Annotated in this window: 12 protein-coding genes and 1 tRNA gene; 8 read left to right on the plus strand and 5 right to left on the minus strand. The window is 51.6% G+C overall.

The genetic code is table 11. The features are described 5' to 3' along the window. Nucleotides 1-76: 76 nt before the first annotated feature. Nucleotides 77-1,837, plus strand: a complete 1,761-nt coding sequence (locus AC5FXQ_RS00520) for an SLC13 family permease (RefSeq protein WP_493600555.1) — start codon at nt 77-79, stop codon at nt 1,835-1,837. Between the two features lie 3 nt (nt 1,838-1,840). Here the strand turns inward: AC5FXQ_RS00520 and AC5FXQ_RS00525 are convergent, their stop codons facing one another. After that, nucleotides 1,841-2,179: a hypothetical protein gene (locus tag AC5FXQ_RS00525; RefSeq protein ID WP_493600556.1), complete on the minus strand. Its 339-nt coding sequence runs from the start codon at nt 2,177-2,179 to the stop codon at nt 1,841-1,843. Between the two features lie 11 nt (nt 2,180-2,190). Further along, complete coding sequence (locus AC5FXQ_RS00530; RefSeq protein WP_493600557.1) at nt 2,191-2,619, minus strand: tellurite resistance TerB family protein; 429 nt, start codon at nt 2,617-2,619, stop codon at nt 2,191-2,193. 323 nt (nt 2,620-2,942) lie between these two features. Here AC5FXQ_RS00530 and pfkA point away from each other — a divergent pair, with 323 nt between their 5' ends. Then, nucleotides 2,943-3,914, plus strand: coding sequence for a 6-phosphofructokinase (gene pfkA, locus AC5FXQ_RS00535; RefSeq protein WP_493600558.1), 972 nt, complete (start codon nt 2,943-2,945; stop codon nt 3,912-3,914). Between the two features lie 57 nt (nt 3,915-3,971). Here pfkA and miaA read toward each other — a convergent pair whose 3' ends face one another. After that, nucleotides 3,972-4,910: a tRNA (adenosine(37)-N6)-dimethylallyltransferase MiaA gene (miaA, locus tag AC5FXQ_RS00540; protein ID WP_493600559.1), complete on the minus strand. Its 939-nt coding sequence runs from the start codon at nt 4,908-4,910 to the stop codon at nt 3,972-3,974. A gap of 133 nt (nt 4,911-5,043) precedes the next feature. Here miaA and AC5FXQ_RS00545 point away from each other — a divergent pair, with 133 nt between their 5' ends. The 5 genes from AC5FXQ_RS00545 (at nt 5,044) to AC5FXQ_RS00565 (ending at nt 13,408) form a co-directional block, all read left to right on the plus strand. Continuing rightward, entirely contained in the window at nt 5,044-10,254 is a 5,211-nt protein-coding gene (locus AC5FXQ_RS00545; protein ID WP_493600560.1) for a PAS domain S-box protein, read from the plus strand. Between the two features lie 12 nt (nt 10,255-10,266). Then, nucleotides 10,267-10,650: a response regulator gene (locus AC5FXQ_RS00550; RefSeq protein ID WP_303413475.1), complete on the plus strand. Its 384-nt coding sequence runs from the start codon at nt 10,267-10,269 to the stop codon at nt 10,648-10,650. After that, entirely contained in the window at nt 10,651-10,926 is a 276-nt protein-coding gene (locus tag AC5FXQ_RS00555; RefSeq protein ID WP_493600561.1) for a hypothetical protein, read from the plus strand. It abuts the gene before it with no gap. Continuing rightward, a complete protein-coding gene (locus AC5FXQ_RS00560; RefSeq protein WP_493600562.1) occupies nt 10,923-11,684 on the plus strand; it encodes an MBL fold metallo-hydrolase in 762 nt (253 codons plus the stop codon). Before AC5FXQ_RS00555 ends, AC5FXQ_RS00560 begins: the two co-directional genes overlap by 4 nt. Before the next feature lie 152 nt (nt 11,685-11,836). Further along, complete coding sequence (locus AC5FXQ_RS00565; protein WP_493600563.1) at nt 11,837-13,408, plus strand: NFACT RNA binding domain-containing protein; 1,572 nt, start codon at nt 11,837-11,839, stop codon at nt 13,406-13,408. Nucleotides 13,409-13,451: 43 nt separating this feature from the next. On the opposite strand, the gene AC5FXQ_RS00570 is transcribed toward AC5FXQ_RS00565, so the two are convergent. Together AC5FXQ_RS00570 and AC5FXQ_RS00575 are read right to left on the minus strand one after the other, a co-directional pair. After that, a tRNA-Leu gene (locus AC5FXQ_RS00570) sits at nt 13,452-13,533 on the minus strand. 138 nt (nt 13,534-13,671) lie between these two features. Further along, nucleotides 13,672-15,930 carry a TonB-dependent receptor gene (locus AC5FXQ_RS00575; RefSeq protein ID WP_493601261.1) on the minus strand — a complete coding sequence of 753 codons (2,259 nt, stop codon included), beginning with the start codon at nt 15,928-15,930 and terminating at the stop codon, nt 13,672-13,674. A 374-nt stretch (nt 15,931-16,304) separates the two neighbouring features. On the opposite strand from AC5FXQ_RS00575, the gene AC5FXQ_RS00580 reads away from it, so the two are divergent. After that, nucleotides 16,305-17,066 carry an ABC transporter ATP-binding protein gene (locus AC5FXQ_RS00580; RefSeq protein ID WP_493600564.1) on the plus strand — a complete coding sequence of 254 codons (762 nt, stop codon included), beginning with the start codon at nt 16,305-16,307 and terminating at the stop codon, nt 17,064-17,066. Nucleotides 17,067-17,140 lie beyond the last annotated feature (74 nt).

The raw sequence follows: 17,140 nt of genomic DNA on the forward strand, positions 1-17,140 counted from the left end.
GACTATCAGGAGCGGCTTTGTCACGTAAAAGCCGTTGCTACACCTTACATCCGGTGTGACTTCCCAATTATCCTCTATGGAAATAGCCATTGTACTGACCTTGCTGGTGATAGCGGTTGTGCTGTTCGCGACCGAAAAGGTGTCTGTTGAGCTGGTTACCCTGCTCATACTGATCATCCTGTCGGGTTTGCGCATCATTAGCCCCGAAGAGGCCTTTGCCGGCTTCAGCAGTGATTTCATCATCATCATCGCCTCTATCTTTATACTCAGTGCGGCCCTCGAAGAAACCGGTATCCTTGATTTTGCCGTGGTGCGGCTCGTGCGGCTGGCCCAACAAAGCAATAACCTGATGCTGCTGACCATAATGCTGGTGACAGGGGTGGTTTCGGCTTTCATGAACAACACCACTGTCACGGCTATGTTCATCACGCCACTCATTGGTCTTTCGAAGCGGATCAACATGAGTGCCTCCAAACTACTTATGCCGCTGGCTTATGCCGCCATCCTGGGGGGCACCTGCACGCTGATCGGCACTTCCACCAACGTAGCCGTGAGTGGCTACATTGCCAAGGCAGGCCTGGAGCCGATCGGGCTGTTTGAGATCTCAGGTATAGGCTTCATCATTTTCGCGGTGGGCATGGTGTACATGATGACCGTGGGGCAGCGCATGCTACCAAGCCACGTCGACCAGGAACTGGCCGAAGAGTACAAGCTGCAGAAGTATGTCACCGAGGTGGTGGTGCTACCCGATTCGCCGCTCGTCGGGCAGCTTGTTTTCGCCTCTGACCTGACTACGCTGAACCTGCGCATGCTCAATGTTATCCGCGCCAATGAGAACTTCCTCCCCGACTTCCGTACCCGTATCCGTGCCAACGACATTCTGCTGGTTGAAGGAGATGTTGATACGCTGATGAAGGTAAAGGAAACCAAGGGTCTGCAGATCATGGCCGATGCGCTCATCTCCAAAGACCTCGAAACGGAAAACATCCGGCTGGCAGAGATCATGATCACGCGACAGTCCAACCTGATCAACCGCACCATTAAGGAGTCGGAGTTCTTACGGCGCTTCGGCCTGGTGGTGCTGGCCGTGTCGCGGCATGGCGAAACACTGCGCAGCAAGATAGGCAGCATCAGGCTGCGCATGGCCGATGTACTGCTGGTACAGGGAGCGCCTGAGCGCTTCGAACAAGTCCGCAACTCAAACCACATTGCCGTGCTCGACGAATTTGAGCCGGTGCTATACAAAAAGAAGAAGGGGCTTATCGTGATCATCAGCTTTGCGTTGGCTATACTGGCCGGTACGCTGCAAGTGCTCCCACTCTCCATCGCTTTTCTGTCTGCGGCTGTCGTGAGTATCCTGCTACGGGCGATCAGTACAGAGAAAGCCTACAATGCCATCGACTGGCGCCTGCTTATTCTGATAGGAGGTATGACGGCTTTCGGGGCCGCCATGGAAAATTCCGGTGCAGCCGAATTTCTGGCGCAGGGCATTGTGCAGGTGATGGAGCCTATCGGTGGCAGAACAGGTATATTGGCGGGCTTTGTGATTCTGACCGTGCTGCTGACACAGCCCATGTCCAATGCGGCGGCGGCGCTGGTGGTTATACCAGTGGCCTTGCGGGCCGCCATGGAGCTTGGAGCCGATCCACGTTCCTTTGCCATTGCCATCATGCTGGGGGCCTCGGTATCGTTGGTCACGCCTTTTGAGCCGGCCTGTATCCTGGTTTACAGCCCGGGCAAGTACCGCTTCTGGGATTTTATCCGGATTGGCTCGCCACTTACCTTACTGCTGGTGATTGTGATACTGGTGCTGGTACCTGTGTTCTGGCCTATGTAAAAACTACTCCTGCAGTCCGCTGAGCGTCACGATAACTACTGCAAACAAGGCCGCAGAGAGCCCCACAGCCAGAATCAGTTTACCTGCCTGCATGGCCACTACCTTTTCAGGACGGGGCAGCCAGAGGTAGTTCAGGCTCAGGTTGAGCAGGTATACCATGATTGTCAGCAGAAAGCTGATGAACCAGAAGGCAAAAAAACGTAGAATGAAGTCTTCGGAAAGTAAGGTAGCCTCGTAGGAAATGAGGTGTAGCTCGTGGGCAAAAAAGAAGTAAGCCAGTAGTAACAGTGCCAGGGTATAAGCCCCCAGAATGGCCCCGTTCCACACACGAAGATTTTTCATGCGGTCATCTTTTAGTAATTCAGGAAGGCCTGCGCATCCTGCCGTATCTCCTCGCGGGAGAGCCCGTCTTTTACCCCAATAGAGATTTTGCGTACCAGCACCCCAACGATAGATTTCTTAAAACCGAGCCGAACAGCCATGTTGACGCAGAACTCCATTTCACTTTCATCGACTATGCCATCGGCCAGCATCATCTCCACCAGGTCGTATATCTGGTCGAAGCGCTCTGTATCATTAGAGGGCATTTGGGGTTTTACGGATTGCACGTTCGAAAGCAGGTCACGCACTTCGCTGGATTTCATGCCATGGCGCTCACCGATGGCTATTATAAAATCCATCTCAGTGGGATCCACATGACCATCCGCCTTGGCGAGAGCACCGAGGTTGGTTATGTGGCTCTTTAATTTTTTCTCTGCCTCGCTTTCAAAAAAACTAAACATACAATTCCCTTTTTTACTTGTTTACTATTTCATAACAAATTAATAACGAATGCACTAGGTATAGCTATACCCTGGCAGTTATTTTTGCAGCACCTATAGTAGAAACGCTTTTTTCTTGTCTGCAGTCTGCAAGCGATGATGCTTTTACATACGGTTTTTACTATCTTATTAGTTATGCTTTTGTATTCTTTTTTTATTTCCACTTAAATTAACAAATGTATACCTTGCAGATTCATTAAATCGCACACGCTACTAATGTAGCGATCGATCGAAAGAGGCCGCAACCGGGCCTCGACAGGGAACCCATTAAAAAGCAACTCTTTATGAAGAGGATTGGAGTATTTACATCAGGAGGCGACGCGCCGGGCATGAATGCATGTATCCGGGCGATCGTACGGACAGCCGTTTATTACGGATTGGAAGTTTACGGTATCAGAAGAGGATACAACGGAATGATCAAAGGCGACATCTTTAAGATGGAGTCGATCACTGTGAGCAATATTATACAGAAAGGCGGCACCATACTTAAGTCAGCTCGAAGCAAAGAGTTTCTGACAAAGGAGGGCAGACAGGCAGCTTACGAACAGCTCAAGGCCCACGGCATTGAGGGGCTGGTGGCTATCGGTGGCGACGGCACCTTTACCGGGGCCAACATCTTTTACGAGGAGTACGGCATCCCGACCATTGGGGCACCGGGCACCATCGACAACGACCTGTATGGCACAGACTATACCATTGGCTACGATACGGCCGTTAACACAGCCCTTGACGCCATCGACAAGATACGCGACACGGCCGACAGCCACGAGCGCGTGTTTTTTGTGGAGGTGATGGGCCGCGACTCAGGCTACATTGCTATACCTTGCGCTATTGGCGGCGGCGCCGAGATCGTGATGATCCCGGAAACCGATACGTCCATTGATTTTGTGATAGAGCAGTTGAGAGCTGGCTGGAGCCGGTCTAAGACTTCCTTTATCGTGATTGTGGCAGAGGGCGACGAAGAAGGCAGCGCCACCGAGATTGCCGCAAAGGTATCGCAGCAGATACCGAACATGGATGCCCGCGTAACGATACTGGGCCACGTGCAACGCGGCGGGGCGCCCACTGCGGCCGACCGTATGCTGGCCAGCCAACTTGGTATTGCCTGCGTGGAAGGCCTGATGGCTGGGCGCACCAACGAAATGGCCGGTATCATCAACCGCGAACTGGTATACACGCCTTTCATCGAGACGATCACCAAGCAGAAACTGATTAACCCGAACTTCACCAAAATGGTGGATATACTATCGGTATAACCAGGCCATACCTGAAAACAGCGCAGCCGGCTATTGTTATAGCCGGCTGCGCTGTTTCTATACCTTTCCTTGTGCTGCTTCCTGCATCTGCTGCCTGATAAAACGTAGTATCTCCTCCCACTGCCCCGGATGAAACCAGGTATAGTCGGCATGTTTGTGAAACCAGGTGAGTTGTCGCTTGGCGTAGCGTCGGCTGTTGCGTTTGAGCAGGCGCACCGCTTCCTCCCAGTCATACTGTCCCTCCAGGTAATCAAATATCTCTTTGTAGCCCACTGTTTGCAGGGCATTGTGCGCACGGTATGGGTATAAGCTTTTGGCTTCTTTCAGCAGTCCCTGCTCCAGCATCAGGTCCATGCGGCGGTCGATGCGCTCGTACAGCTCCTGCCGGTCGCGGTTCAGCCCGAGCTTGATGATATGAAAAGGGCGCTCCCGGGTACCGGCTTTCCGGAAAGCCGAGTAAGGCTGCCCGCTTGACAGGCATACCTCCAGCGCGCGTATAACACGCTGCGGATTAGCCTTATCTACCCGCTCATAATACATGGGGTCAAGCTCCCGCAACTGCTCCAACAGTGGCTGTAGCCCCTCCTGCTGGTAGCGGTAGGTCAGGCTTTCGCGTACGGCAGGATCTACCTCAGGCATCTCGTCCATCCCATCGGTCACCGCCCGCACGTACAGCCCCGAGCCACCTGTCAGGATCACGACCTCGTGCTGCTGAAACAACTGCCCGGCCAGGGCCAGCACATCCTGCTCATAAGCGCCCGCATTGTAGGTCTCCGTAATCGGGTGCGAATCCACAAAATGATGCCGTATACCTTGCTGCTCCTCCGGTGTGGGTTTGGCCGTGCCAATCGACATCTCCTGGTAGAACTGGCGGGAGTCAGCTGAAATGATCTCGGTGCCGAAATGCTGCGCCAGGCGCACGCAGAGGTCGGTTTTGCCCACGGCAGTAGGACCAACAACTACGATCAGAAAACGGGAGAATGGCGTTGCAGACATGGGCGGGACAGACAATATACTTCGTGATTATGCCACAAATTAACTCCCTTTCTTGTTATTCAGGAAGCAAAAGTGCCATTGCTTTTGTTTTTTTACTAATTTATGGGTTTAAACGACAACGGAACTACACCTGATGCCACTGATACCTAGCCAACAAACAACTGAAAGCCTGACAATGCTTGCTGAGAACCTGCTTCAGGTGCTTGGTCAGCTATATCCTGCTGACCATGCCCTGCTTGTTGCTTCCGCTGCAGGGGAGCTGCTTGCTGCCAACCCGAAAGCCGAAACCATACTCCCTGTGGAGCAGGGTATAGCTATACGTCCGCTGGTTGGCCTGGCTGATGAAGATGATTTTGCCGCCTTTAAGGTTTCACTGGCTCAAAAAGATAAAGCGACAGGCAAAATACAAGACCGTCAGGGCAACCTAAGCAACTACCATTGTCAGCAACTGCAGTTTCAGGGGCAGACTTTCCTGTGCTTTGACATCCCGGAGAGTATAGCCGCAGAAGCCGATGACGCAAGCTACCACAACCTGTTTGACGACAGCGCGGAGCCTCTGTTTGTCCTCGATCGCGATGGTATTTTCATCGACATCAACCAGAGTGCTTCGGACCTGGTGCAGTTAAAGAAAGAAGATATCATCGGGAAGTCTCTTTTCAAGCAATTTGAGCTCAACCTGTTTGAGCGGGTTGCCCTGCGCAACCAGTTACAGACCACCCTGAAGGGTGAACCACAGCGCTTTGAGTGGTGGCTTCGTGAAACAGAGCAGGAACTGATGCCAGTGGAGATTTCGCTGAAAAAGGGCAGTTTCAATGGCCAGACCGTCATCTTCGGCTCTGCCAAGAACCTGTATGAGGCGGTTGGTGCTGAACGCAACGTGCGCTTCCGTAATCACCAGCTCGAATTCGTCAACCACCTGATTACGAATCTGTCGGGCTCCGAGAGCCGCGAAGATGTGCTGCGCTATACTTTGAACGAATTGCTGGACAAGACCGATGTCATCGGCGGTGCCGTCTATACCTACGATGCTGCAGCTGGCAAAGTGCTACTTTCCTATAACACAGGCGAGACGCCATCCGGCTACCTCCCGACCTCTATTCCATTGCCGGTGGCGCAGGCTGAGCAGCTTGCCAAACCTGACCGCCGCAAAGCGCTGCAGGATACGATTCAGCAATTAGAGGATTTGCTGGGCCAGCACCTGACCGTGCTGCCAGTAAGCTCAGAGGCCGGGCTAACGGCTCTCCTGCTGGTTTGGCCGGGGCATGATGCCAAAATCACACAGTCGTTTATGTCGCTGCTCGACTTTATCGGGGGCGCCATCGGCAACTACATCGCCAAGCACGATCTGCAGCTCAAGCTCTCCCATACCGAGGATAAGTATAAGATCATGTTCGAGTCTACCTATGACGCCATCCTGCTTTTCCGGGACGGCATTGTAGTCGACTGCAACGAGAAGGCACTGGAGTATTTCCGCTGTACCCGTGAAGAGCTTGTAGGCAAATCCCCTAATGACTATTCACCGGAGTATCAGCCCGATGGCATGCGGTCAACGGAGAAAACGGCTATGTTGACCGAGCAGCTGATGGCGACTGGGAAGCCGATAACCGTAGACTGGAAGAACATCCGCAAAGATGGCACCACCATGGACACGGAGCTTAACCTTAACCGGGTAATGATCGACGGTGCTTACCACATTCTGGTGTTTAAGCGCGATATCACCCAACGAAAGCAGGTGCAGAACTCCAAGCGCCGCGAGGAAATCGCCCGCGAGTCGATGGCTCATTTCCGCAGCTTCCTGGAGAAAGTAAACCTGATCTACTACAGCCTCGACAAAAACGGCAATATCGCCTACGCCAACGATTACTTCCTGACTTATGTGGAGTATTCCCGCGAAGAGCTCATCGGACAGAATTTCTATGATCTACTGGTGCCGGAAGCCGATCGGGAGTCTCGCTTTGCTGACTTTAAGCGATCCATCGAATCAAGGCAGCTGAACTCATACTATGAGCGCGACCTGATCACCAAGTCGGGACAGGTAAAGACGGTGCGCTGGAACTGCATGTTTGAGTACGGCCCGGAAGGAGAACTGATAGGCCTGACCAGCGTGGGCAAGGACATGACCGATAAGCGTATCGCCATGGAAGCCCTGAAGGACAACAAGATCCGTCTGCAGGACCTCTTCGACAATGCGCACGACCTGATCCAGAATATCTCGGTAGACAACAAGTTCATCTTCGTGAACAAAGCCTGGAAAGATCGACTGGGCTATACCGATCATGACATTGAGTCACTCACGCTCAATGACATCGTGCACCCTTATTACAAGGCCAAGCTCATTTACCAGCTGCGCAACCTGTACAAGGGCGAGAATGTGAACAAGATGGAAACCGTGTTCCTGACAAAGGCCGGTAAGCCCGTACACCTGATCGGTTCCATCACCTGCAGCTGGCAGGACGGTCGTCCGGTGGCAACGCGCGCCATCCTGCACGACATCACCGACCGCATCAAAGCAGAGCGCCTGCAGAAGGTATATTATAGTATTGCGAACCTGGCGATCAGCAGCAAGGACCTTAACTCACTCTACTCGGCCATTCACCGCGAACTGAGTAAGATCATTGAGACGCGCAACATCTACATTGCCCTCTGCGATAACGAGCACCGCCACCTGCACTTCGCCTATCTGGTCGATCAGTTCGTGGACAAATCGTCCAAGACGCAAATGCGCCGGCAGTTTTCACACGGTCTGTCAGAGTATATCATCGATACAGGAAAGCCGCTTTACATGCAGAAGTCGGAATTGCTGGACCTGGCCAGGGAACAGGACATCACCATACATGGCGCTATACCTGAAGTAATCCTTTGTTCCCCTCTCGCCATCGGCGATCGCATTATCGGGGTGATCACGCTGCAGGACTACCAGGACCCGAATGCCTATGTACATACCGACATCGAGATTCTGCACTTTATCTCAAATCAGGTGGCACTTGCTATTGAGCGTAAGCGCAACGAAGAACAGATCAACAACCAGAACGCCCGCCTAAACGCTATCTTTGAATCGGGCTCGCATCACATGTGGTCGCTCAATCGTGAGTTTGAGCTCACCTCTTTCAACCAGAACTTTGCTACGGCCTTCTTTAACCGAAGCGGGCAGGAACTGGAGCTTTACACCAGGCTCAACGATAACAATGTGGTGAACTTCCACGAGAACTCTTTCGAGTTCTGGAAAGAGAAGTATGTGCTCGCCTTTAACGGGCAACCGCAGCACTTTGAAGTGCACCTGCACAATCCGGAAAGCTGGCGGGAGGTATACCTGAACCCGATCTACCTGGAGGACGGAAGCTTTGAGGAGATATCAGGTATAGCCCTTGACATCACAGACAAGAAGCGCTCGCAACTGGCACTGGCCCAGAGTGAGGTGAAGTTCCGTAGTATATTCGAGTCCTTCCAGGACGTGTACTACCGCACGACCATGAGTGGCGCGTTTGAGCTGGTCAGCCCTTCTATCTATAATTTGCTGGGCTACAAAGAAGAGGAAGTACAGCGCATCTCATCTGAGCAGTTGTATGCTAACGTAGCGGATCGGGCGCTGATAAAAGAGCGGGTACTGAAGCAGGAAAGCATACGTGACTTTGAGGTAGAGATGATCTGCAAGGACGGTACCACCAAAACCGTACTGCTCGATGCACGCCTCACCTACGACCAGCAAGGACAACCTGCCGGTATGGAAGGTGTGCTGCGCGATGTATCCGAACTGAAGCGCACGCAGGTAGCGCTGCTCAAAGCCAAAGAAGAAGCAGAGAACTTGCTGAAGGTGAAAACACAGTTCCTGGCCAACATGAGTCACGAGCTGCGCACACCGATGAACGGCATCATCGGTATGATCGACCTGCTGAGCCAGATTGTCAACGACGAGGAGCAGAAAGAGTATATCGATACGCTGCGCAAGTCTTCGGACGCCCTGCTGGCGATCCTGAACGACATCCTTGATCTGTCGAAGATGCAGGCGGGCAAATTAGTGCTGCACGAGAGCGGCATGGATCTACACGACACGCTCAACAAGATTCACTCGCTCTTCGCGAACCGGGCCCAGCAAAAAGACCTGCACTTTACTTATACGATTACGCCGGAGACACCACGCTATGTGCTCACCGACGAAACGCGCTTCCTGCAGGTGCTTTCCAACCTGACCTCCAACGCCATTAAATTCACGAACGAGGGTGAGGTAAGCATACACGTAGATGCCGAACCACTGAAAAAGGGCCAGGAGTACGTCCTGAAAGTGCGGGTAAAAGACTCCGGTATAGGTATAACCGACGAAGACCAGAAACTGCTCTTCACAGACTTCACCCAGCTTGACAACTCGTCTACCAAAACCTTTGGCGGCACAGGCCTTGGTCTGGCCATCTCGAAGCAGCTCACACACCTGCTTGGTGGTGATATTGGGGTGGAGTCGAAACCGAATGACGGCAGTACCTTCTGGTTCACGATAAAAGTGAAGAAAGCCAACAGCGAAGAGGTGGAAGCACAGCTACAGCGCATGCATCTGCAAAATGCCGAAGCCGAGGTGCTGGACTTCACGCCTTATGTGCTGCTGGTAGATGACAACCAGATCAACCAGAAAGTAGCCTTTAAGTTGCTGGAGCGACTGGGCTGCCGCACCGACGTTGCCTCCAACGGCTACGAAGCCATCGACAGGGCGCTTAACAACGGCTACGACATGGTGTTCATGGACATTCAGATGCCCGAAATGGACGGTGTGACGGCAACTACCATTATCAAAGAAAAACTGGGCGATGCCAGTCCTCCGGTAGTGGCCATGACTGCCTACTCGATGCGCGAAGACGCCGAGAAGTTTATGAGCCAGGGCATGGACGACTACATTTCCAAGCCGGTGAAGAGTTCAGACCTGTACAAAGTGATCATGAGGTGGCACGAGCTGAACTGGAAGCGCGACAAAGCCGGTGGACTGACCGCTGCCATAGACAATGATTCGGAGGCCGATGCCATACCTGTGATCGACCTGGCCATAACAGAGCAGCTCAAAGAGATTGGAGGGGCCGAATTTGCACGTCAATTATATGTGGAATTTGAACAGGAAGCTGGTGAATTGCTCGAAGAGGCCAAAAAAGAGCTGGAGGCACAACAATACAAAAGTATTTTAAGTACATTGCATCAGCTAAAGGGAACCGGCTTTACACTTGGTATAAACCAGGTGGCCGAGCTAGCCAAAATCCTGGAACATGACATAAAACATGACCAGTACGATAACGTAGGAAATAACTTTGCAAAGCTGCTGGCCCAATACGAAAACTACCGCAAAACTTATAAAGAGATCATTTTATAGTTTATTAAACCCATGGCAGAAAACAAGACCATCCTGATCGCAGAAGACAGTTCTGTGATCCTGAACCTGACTAAGAAAATCCTAGAGCTTCAGAACTACAAGATCCTGACCGCCAAGAACGGTAGTGAGGTGATCAAGCAGGTAGAAAATAATAAGATCGACGCCATCCTGATGGACCTTAACATTCCGATCAAGAATGGTATGGAATGCTCTAAGGAAATCCGTGCGCACAAAGATGAGCAGATCTCCAACATTCCGATCATCGCGGTAACAGGCAACGCCAACAACTATACCATGGAAGATTTCAAGGAAGTAGGCATCAATGAGTACCTGCCAAAGCCACTTGATTTCGACATGCTAGTACAGACTGTAAAGAAGCACACCGGAGAGTTGTAAATGGAACTGAAGTACACGCGGCCATTTTTAAATAAGCTGGAGGATATTTTTGCGGAGTCGGATTTTGTACTGCGCTACGAGAAGGGGAATTTTAAAGCAGGCTACTGTGTGCTCAAAGACATGAAGGTAGCTGTCGTGAATAAGTACTTCAGCCTTGAAGGAAAGATCAATTGCCTGTACGACATTCTGAGAACCATTACAGTGGATGAAAACCTGCTGAGCGAGAAGAACCGACTGCTTTACCAGGATATCCGCAACCAGGAAAGAACCAATTGAAAGTAACGCTTTTAGGCACGGGCACTTCGCAGGGCGTACCGGTAATCGGTTGCTCCTGCGAAGTGTGTCGTTCTGTTGATTACCGTGACAAGCGCCTGCGCGTCTCAATACATTTGCAGGTCGGGGGTAAGAGTATCATCATTGACTCCGGCCCCGATTTTCGCCAGCAGGTGCTGCGCGAGCGCATTCGTACGCTCGATGCGCTGGTATTCACCCATGAGCACAAAGACCACACCGCCGGCCTCGACGATATCCGCGCCTACAATTTCTCTCAACACAAGGATATGCCGCTCTACGGTGAGGAACGTGTGCTGGAGCAGCTCAAGCGGGAGTTCGCCTACATCTTTTCAGGTATACAGTACCCCGGCATACCCCGTGTGGAGTTGCACCCTATTACCGAGGAGCCTTTTGAGATTGAAGGTATACCTTTCATTCCTATCCGGGTAAAGCACTACAAACTGCCCGTACTGGGTTACCGGGTTGGTGACTTTACTTATATCACTGACGCCAACTACATCTCGGAAGTCGAAAAGGAAAAGGTACGCGGCTCGAAAGTGATCGTGCTCAATGCCCTGCGCCAGGAGCCGCACATTTCACACTTCTCGCTGCAGGAAGCCGTCGATCTGCTCGAAGACCTGCAGCCCGAGCGTGCCTACCTGACTCACATCAGCCACCTGCTGGGCCTCCACCGCGAAGTGGAGCTCACCCTCCCTGACTTTATCCGACTGGGCTACGACGGTCTGCAGATTGAGGTATAGCCTTATCCTCTGACAAAAGATTGGTTGATAAAAGACAATAGACTTCATAAACGCAAGTAGAATCACACTTGAAAGGTCTATAGTTATATTTAAGATATTATCTATCGTCGGATCGAGTCTCTACTAATCTTATGTCCTTTTCCTAAGAGATCATGCACCAGAACTATTACTTTTTAAAGCAACTTTCTGAGCAGCTGCGGAGTCAGCTGGTGGGTATGGAAGTGGCTACTTGCTTCAGTCAGAACAAGGACGAGCTGGTGATTGGCTTTGCCGATGGGGAGCGTGAGTTATATATACGCGCCTCACTCACGGCGCACTTTTCATCGCTCTCTTTTCCGACAGAGTTTAAGCGGGCCAAGGCCAATACGATCAACCTTTTTGGAGAGCTTCTGGGGCAAACCGTGCAGGATGTGGTGCAGCACCTGAACGAACGCAGCTTCTACCTGAAGCTGCGCAATGGCTATACCTTGCTGTTCAAACTCTTTGGCAACCGTTCCAACATCGTGCTGTTTCAGGGCGAAGAACCGCTTAAGCTGTTTCATAAGAAGTTTGGAGCCGACCTGGAGCTGGATCCGCAGCAGATGGACAGACGTATCCGCCAGAATTTCGAGGCTTTTGCCGTGGCTGATGGTAATCTCAAGAAGGTATATCCGACCTTTGGCGATCTGCCTGCCCTATACCTGGAGCAGCAAGGGTATAGCCAGTGCGCACCCGAAGAGAAATGGGAACTGGTGCAGACCATGCTCGAGCTACTCGAAGCACCTGCGGCGTATTACCTGATCAGGCTGAACGGAAAACTACGGCTATCACTGCTCCAGCTGGGAGAAGTGGTGCAGGTATACGACAACCCGATGGAAGCCTTGAACGGCTTTACACGCAGTTATCTGAGCGAAACAGGCTTCGAACGCCTCTTTGAGCAGACGCAGCTGCAACTCCTCAAGAAGCAACGCGCTACACAAGCAATACTGGAGCAAACGGAGGCCCGCCTGCACGAGCTGCGCCATGGCCGCTCTTATTCTCAGATTGCCGACATTATCATGGCCAATCTAACCAATATTCCGCCCCGTGCCACTGAAGTGGAGCTCTACGACTTCTATACCGACCGCACACGTAAGTTCAAACTCAAGGCCAATGAAACACCCCAGAAGCAAGCTGAACGACTATACCGCAAAGCCAAGAAACAGCATGTGGAGGTAAGTCAGTTGGAGGAGCGGCAGGAGCGAAAGCTCGAAGAAGCCATTGTGCTGGAAGACGCGCTGCAGTCGCTGGAGGAAGTGAAAAACTACAAGGCGCTCAAGCTATACCTGAAAGAGCACGCCCACCTGCTCACCACCAAACAGCAGGCCCAGCAGGAAGCACCTTTCCGTCTCTTTGAAACCGAAGGCTTTAAGATACTCGTCGGCAAGAGCGCTCAGAACAACGACCTGCTCACGCAGCGCCATACCTATAAAGAAGACATCTGGCTGCACGCCAAAGATGTGTCAGGCTCGCATGTGGTGATCAAGCACCAGGCAGGCAAAACTATACCAACCTCCGTGCTTGAGAAAGCTGCCCAACTAGCCGCCTATTATAGCAAACGCAAGAGCGATTCACTCTGCCCGGTACTTTATACCCCGAAGAAATGGGTACGCAAACCGAAAGGTGCCCCCGCCGGTGCCGTGGTGGTGGAGCGTGAACAGGTGATACTGGTAAAGCCGGAAAATCCGTTTGAGCGAAAGGTGTAGACATAAAAAAAGCTCCATTCAGTTAAGAACAGAGCTTTTAGAGTGCGCGCGGGGAGATTCGAACTCCCACACCCGAAGGCACCACCCCCTCAAGATGGCGTGTCTACCAGTTTCACCACGTGCGCAGCTGATTAGGTTTGCAAAAGTATACTGCATAATTGAGAATTGCAACAGTCAGGCGCTGACAAAGATATTTTTTTAACACAGGATGCGCTTTACTATCGCATCCTATACCTTATCCCACAAGCACTCAAGCTTATAGCTCATTGCGGCAAGGTATAGCGAACACCCAGGAAAAACCGACGACCTTGCATCGGGGCATAGTTGTATTCCGTATCGAAGCTGTAGCCATAAGGGTTGTCCACGTCTACCTGCCGATCAAATGGATCAAAAGGGCGCATGAGCGGGTGCTTGGGCATGAAGTTCAGCAGGTTCTTAACCCCGCCGTATAGCTCCAGCCCCTCTCCTATCGTCTTAGTTGCTTGCAGGTTTTGCAGACTGAACAAAGGCGACTTCTCCGGTCTGAAATCATTCTCCTGAACCGGCAGGTACATCGGGCCTTTCACACTGCCCGTGTAGTCCAACGTAAGGCCGAACTGCCTGAACTGATACGATGCGGTGAAGGTACCCGAGAACCGGGGTGCGTGCAATTGCGGAACGCGCTCTTGCTGCTCCTCACCTGTGTCCTGCACCTGGTACACATCCATCAGCGTAACACCGGTGTGCAGACGCAGCGGAAAGGTAAAGGCCAGTTCCGTATTCAATGCTATACCTTTGGAAATGGCATGCCCACTCAGGTTGTCGTAGATGATCTGCGTGTTATTGGTCAGGAAATCAGCGATGATCTTGTTCGTGAAATAGGTATAGAACGCCGCTCCCTCCAGGTTCAGAAAGCCTCTGCCAAGCGGGATGTAGCGCTGGTAGTTCAGGTTGACGTTATAGGACTTCTCTGGCTTCAGTTCATTCCGAATGACAACTTCACGGGCACCGGTGAGGGCGGCGTGGTCTTCGGTGAACAGGTTAACCACACGATAACCATTGCCCATACTCAGACGAAAGGTATTATCTTCGTTTGGAGCCCACCGCATGCTAAGCCGCGGAGAAAAGATACCACCATGTGCCGAGTGGTAGTCGTAGCGCAGGCCGGAGAGCACTGTGAATTTATCAGAGGCTTTGAACTCGTGCTGTGCAAAAGCACCTGGCAGCGAAATGCGGTCTGGCCGGTTCTGGGCAGACTCCCCCTCTCCCGACTCAGTGGCAGGTGTGTTGTCATCGTACCAGGTATAGCGGTAGGTGGTTCCCAGCAGCAACTTCTGCTTTGCACCCAGGTCGCGGTCCCATACCAGTTGACCGAAACTAACCCGCTGATGTCCTTTGTAAATAGTCTCGCCGTAAGCGGCATTCTGCTGGTGATCGTTGTAAGAGAAGCTGAACAGTAGGTTTTCAGGCACTGGTAGCTGGTAGCTTCCCAGCATCTCATAGCGACTCGTGTAGACCGACTCACCGTATACCTGGTCACCGCCCCTGTGCATAGGCTGCCACTGCATCTCCCCACCAAAGCGGTCTTCATAGTAGTAGCGGGCCGCCAGGTTAGCCACCCGGTTTTCCGGACGATTCAGGCTCCATTTGTTAAAGATGGAAAAGCGATGCTGCAGCGGGATATCTGTAAAGTTATCCTGGTTCACGTCACGCCGGTCGGCAAACCGGAAATAGTTGGTGCTCAGCATGGTCGAGGCACGGCTCCAGCGCTTGCTATACCCAATGTCAGCATTCAACTCCCGGTGGGAGGTATAGAACAGGTCAGCAGAGAAACGTGGAGCCGTTGCAGGACTTTTGGTGATGATGTTGATGAGCCCTGCCACAGCCTCTGAGCCATACAAGGTGGAAGCTGGTCCCTTCACCACCTCCACCCGCTCGATCAAACTATTCGGTATGCCACTCAGTCCATAGACTGTAGACAGGGCACTTACGATCGGCATGCCGTCGATCAGCACCATGGTATAGGCACCTTCCATGCCGTTGATGTGGATGTCGCCCGTGCCGCACACACTGCAGTTGATCTGGGGCTGCACCCCATTCACAATTTCAAGTGCTTCGAAAATAGCCGGGGTCGGGTTCTTCTGAAAATATTTGGGGGTGTAGATCTCTACCGGCACAGGCGACTCCAGCAGGTATGTCTCTCGCATAGTACCTGACACCACCACTTCACGTAAACGGGCATCCTGAGGCTGCAAGGTTACCTTTACAGTACTCACTTCGCCTGCACTTACCGTCACTGCCAGTTCCTGCGACCTGTATCCGATAGCAGAAACGCTAAGTTGATGTGTACCTGCCGGCACCTGCCCTATCTCAAAGTTTCCATGCTCATCAGCGGTGGTGCCAATGCTACTCCCGGTCAGGCCTATACTGGCATAGGCAGCAGGAGTGCCTCCCGCCAGTGCCTGTCCTTTAATTTTTCCGGTTTGTGCATCAACCAGATACGGAACTGTCAAAAACACACAAAGCAGGTATAGGTACTTCATTTTCATTATTAAAGCTTATCATGCATAATACGAGACAAACTTAAATAAAAGTTTAGATGTATAGATACTTTATTTTAGATAAGTCTAAAAACATAAATTATATTTAGTTGTTCATGCTATAAGATTATGGCAAAGTTTTGGCTCTTAAAGGCTTGCGGGACTGATATCAAAAAAACGCAAAACATTTGAGAAGCACCGAAACCTTATGCACAGCTACCAATGTTGCTTTAGCACAGAAGCGCATAAGATTTCAGGGATGCCGATGGCATTTAGCTTAAGTTTCGCGCATAATGTTTGGACTATTTCGGGGGTATCACTAAATTTATACTTCTATAAAGAATAGTTATATTACTATATTTAGCCAGGGGAAAAATATGAGCATCGAGATAAAAGGACTATCGAAAGCGTATGGCAACAAATATGTGTTGCAATCGCTTGACCTGACAGTAGAACAAGGCCAGTGCTATTGCCTGCTTGGCAAAAACGGCGTCGGCAAAAGTACTTTCCTCAACAGTATTCTCGATCTCATCAAACCTGACGATGGCACAATATCGCTTTATGGAAAGGACTACCTGAGCAATGCGCTGGAAGTGAAGCAGGACCTTGGCGCTTTGTGCGAAGACAACCCCCTGATCGAAGAATTCACTGGTCTGGAGTATCTCAACTTTGTGGCGAAGCTTTACAAATTGCCCGAAGAGGAGGCACAGCAGCGCATCAACAGCCTGACCAATTACTTTTTCTCGGAGCGGGAGTCGCTGCACAAGAACATTGCAGGCTACTCTACCGGAATGAAGAAGAAGGTCGGCATTGTGGCCGCCATCTTGCACAAGCCACGCGTGCTCATTCTGGACGAGCCATTCACAGGTCTCGACCCAATCGCAGCTCAGCTGCTTGTGAAGCTGATCCGCAACTACAGCACCCCAAACCGCGTGGTGCTTATCTCATCACACGACCTGAACTATGTGGAGCGTGTAGCCACGCACATCGGGGTGCTGAACGACGGGCAGCTGATGTACAATGGCTCAGTACAGGAGTTCACTATGAACGGCGAAGCCCTGATCGACCAGGCCCTGTTCCAACTCCTCCAGCCACACCACACCACAACCGACGCCGACATCGACTGGATGTTGAATTAGTTTGAGGGTTTTAAAGTTTAGGAGTTTGAGATTGTAGAGCTCTCCTAAATTCCCCAACTCTCCAACTCCTAAAC

Source organism: Pontibacter sp. LHS1, assembly GCF_058932855.1.

Excerpts from the sequence above, each read along its gene's own strand:
- AC5FXQ_RS00555 (WP_493600561.1), top strand. The coding sequence starts at position 10,651 with ATGGAACTGAAGTACACGCGGCCATTTTTAAATAAGCTGGAGGATATT.
- AC5FXQ_RS00580 (WP_493600564.1), top strand. The coding sequence starts at position 16,305 with ATGAGCATCGAGATAAAAGGACTATCGAAAGCGTATGGCAACAAATAT.
- AC5FXQ_RS00565 (WP_493600563.1), top strand. The coding sequence starts at position 11,837 with ATGCACCAGAACTATTACTTTTTAAAGCAACTTTCTGAGCAGCTGCGG.
- AC5FXQ_RS00550 (WP_303413475.1), top strand. The coding sequence starts at position 10,267 with ATGGCAGAAAACAAGACCATCCTGATCGCAGAAGACAGTTCTGTGATC.
- AC5FXQ_RS00530 (WP_493600557.1), bottom strand. The coding sequence starts at position 2,619 with ATGTTTAGTTTTTTTGAAAGCGAGGCAGAGAAAAAATTAAAGAGCCAC.
- AC5FXQ_RS00520 (WP_493600555.1), top strand. The coding sequence starts at position 77 with ATGGAAATAGCCATTGTACTGACCTTGCTGGTGATAGCGGTTGTGCTG.
- pfkA (WP_493600558.1), top strand. The coding sequence starts at position 2,943 with ATGAAGAGGATTGGAGTATTTACATCAGGAGGCGACGCGCCGGGCATG.
- AC5FXQ_RS00575 (WP_493601261.1), bottom strand. The coding sequence starts at position 15,930 with ATGAAGTACCTATACCTGCTTTGTGTGTTTTTGACAGTTCCGTATCTG.
- AC5FXQ_RS00525 (WP_493600556.1), bottom strand. The coding sequence starts at position 2,179 with ATGAAAAATCTTCGTGTGTGGAACGGGGCCATTCTGGGGGCTTATACC.
- AC5FXQ_RS00545 (WP_493600560.1), top strand. The coding sequence starts at position 5,044 with ATGCCACTGATACCTAGCCAACAAACAACTGAAAGCCTGACAATGCTT.
- miaA (WP_493600559.1), bottom strand. The coding sequence starts at position 4,910 with ATGTCTGCAACGCCATTCTCCCGTTTTCTGATCGTAGTTGTTGGTCCT.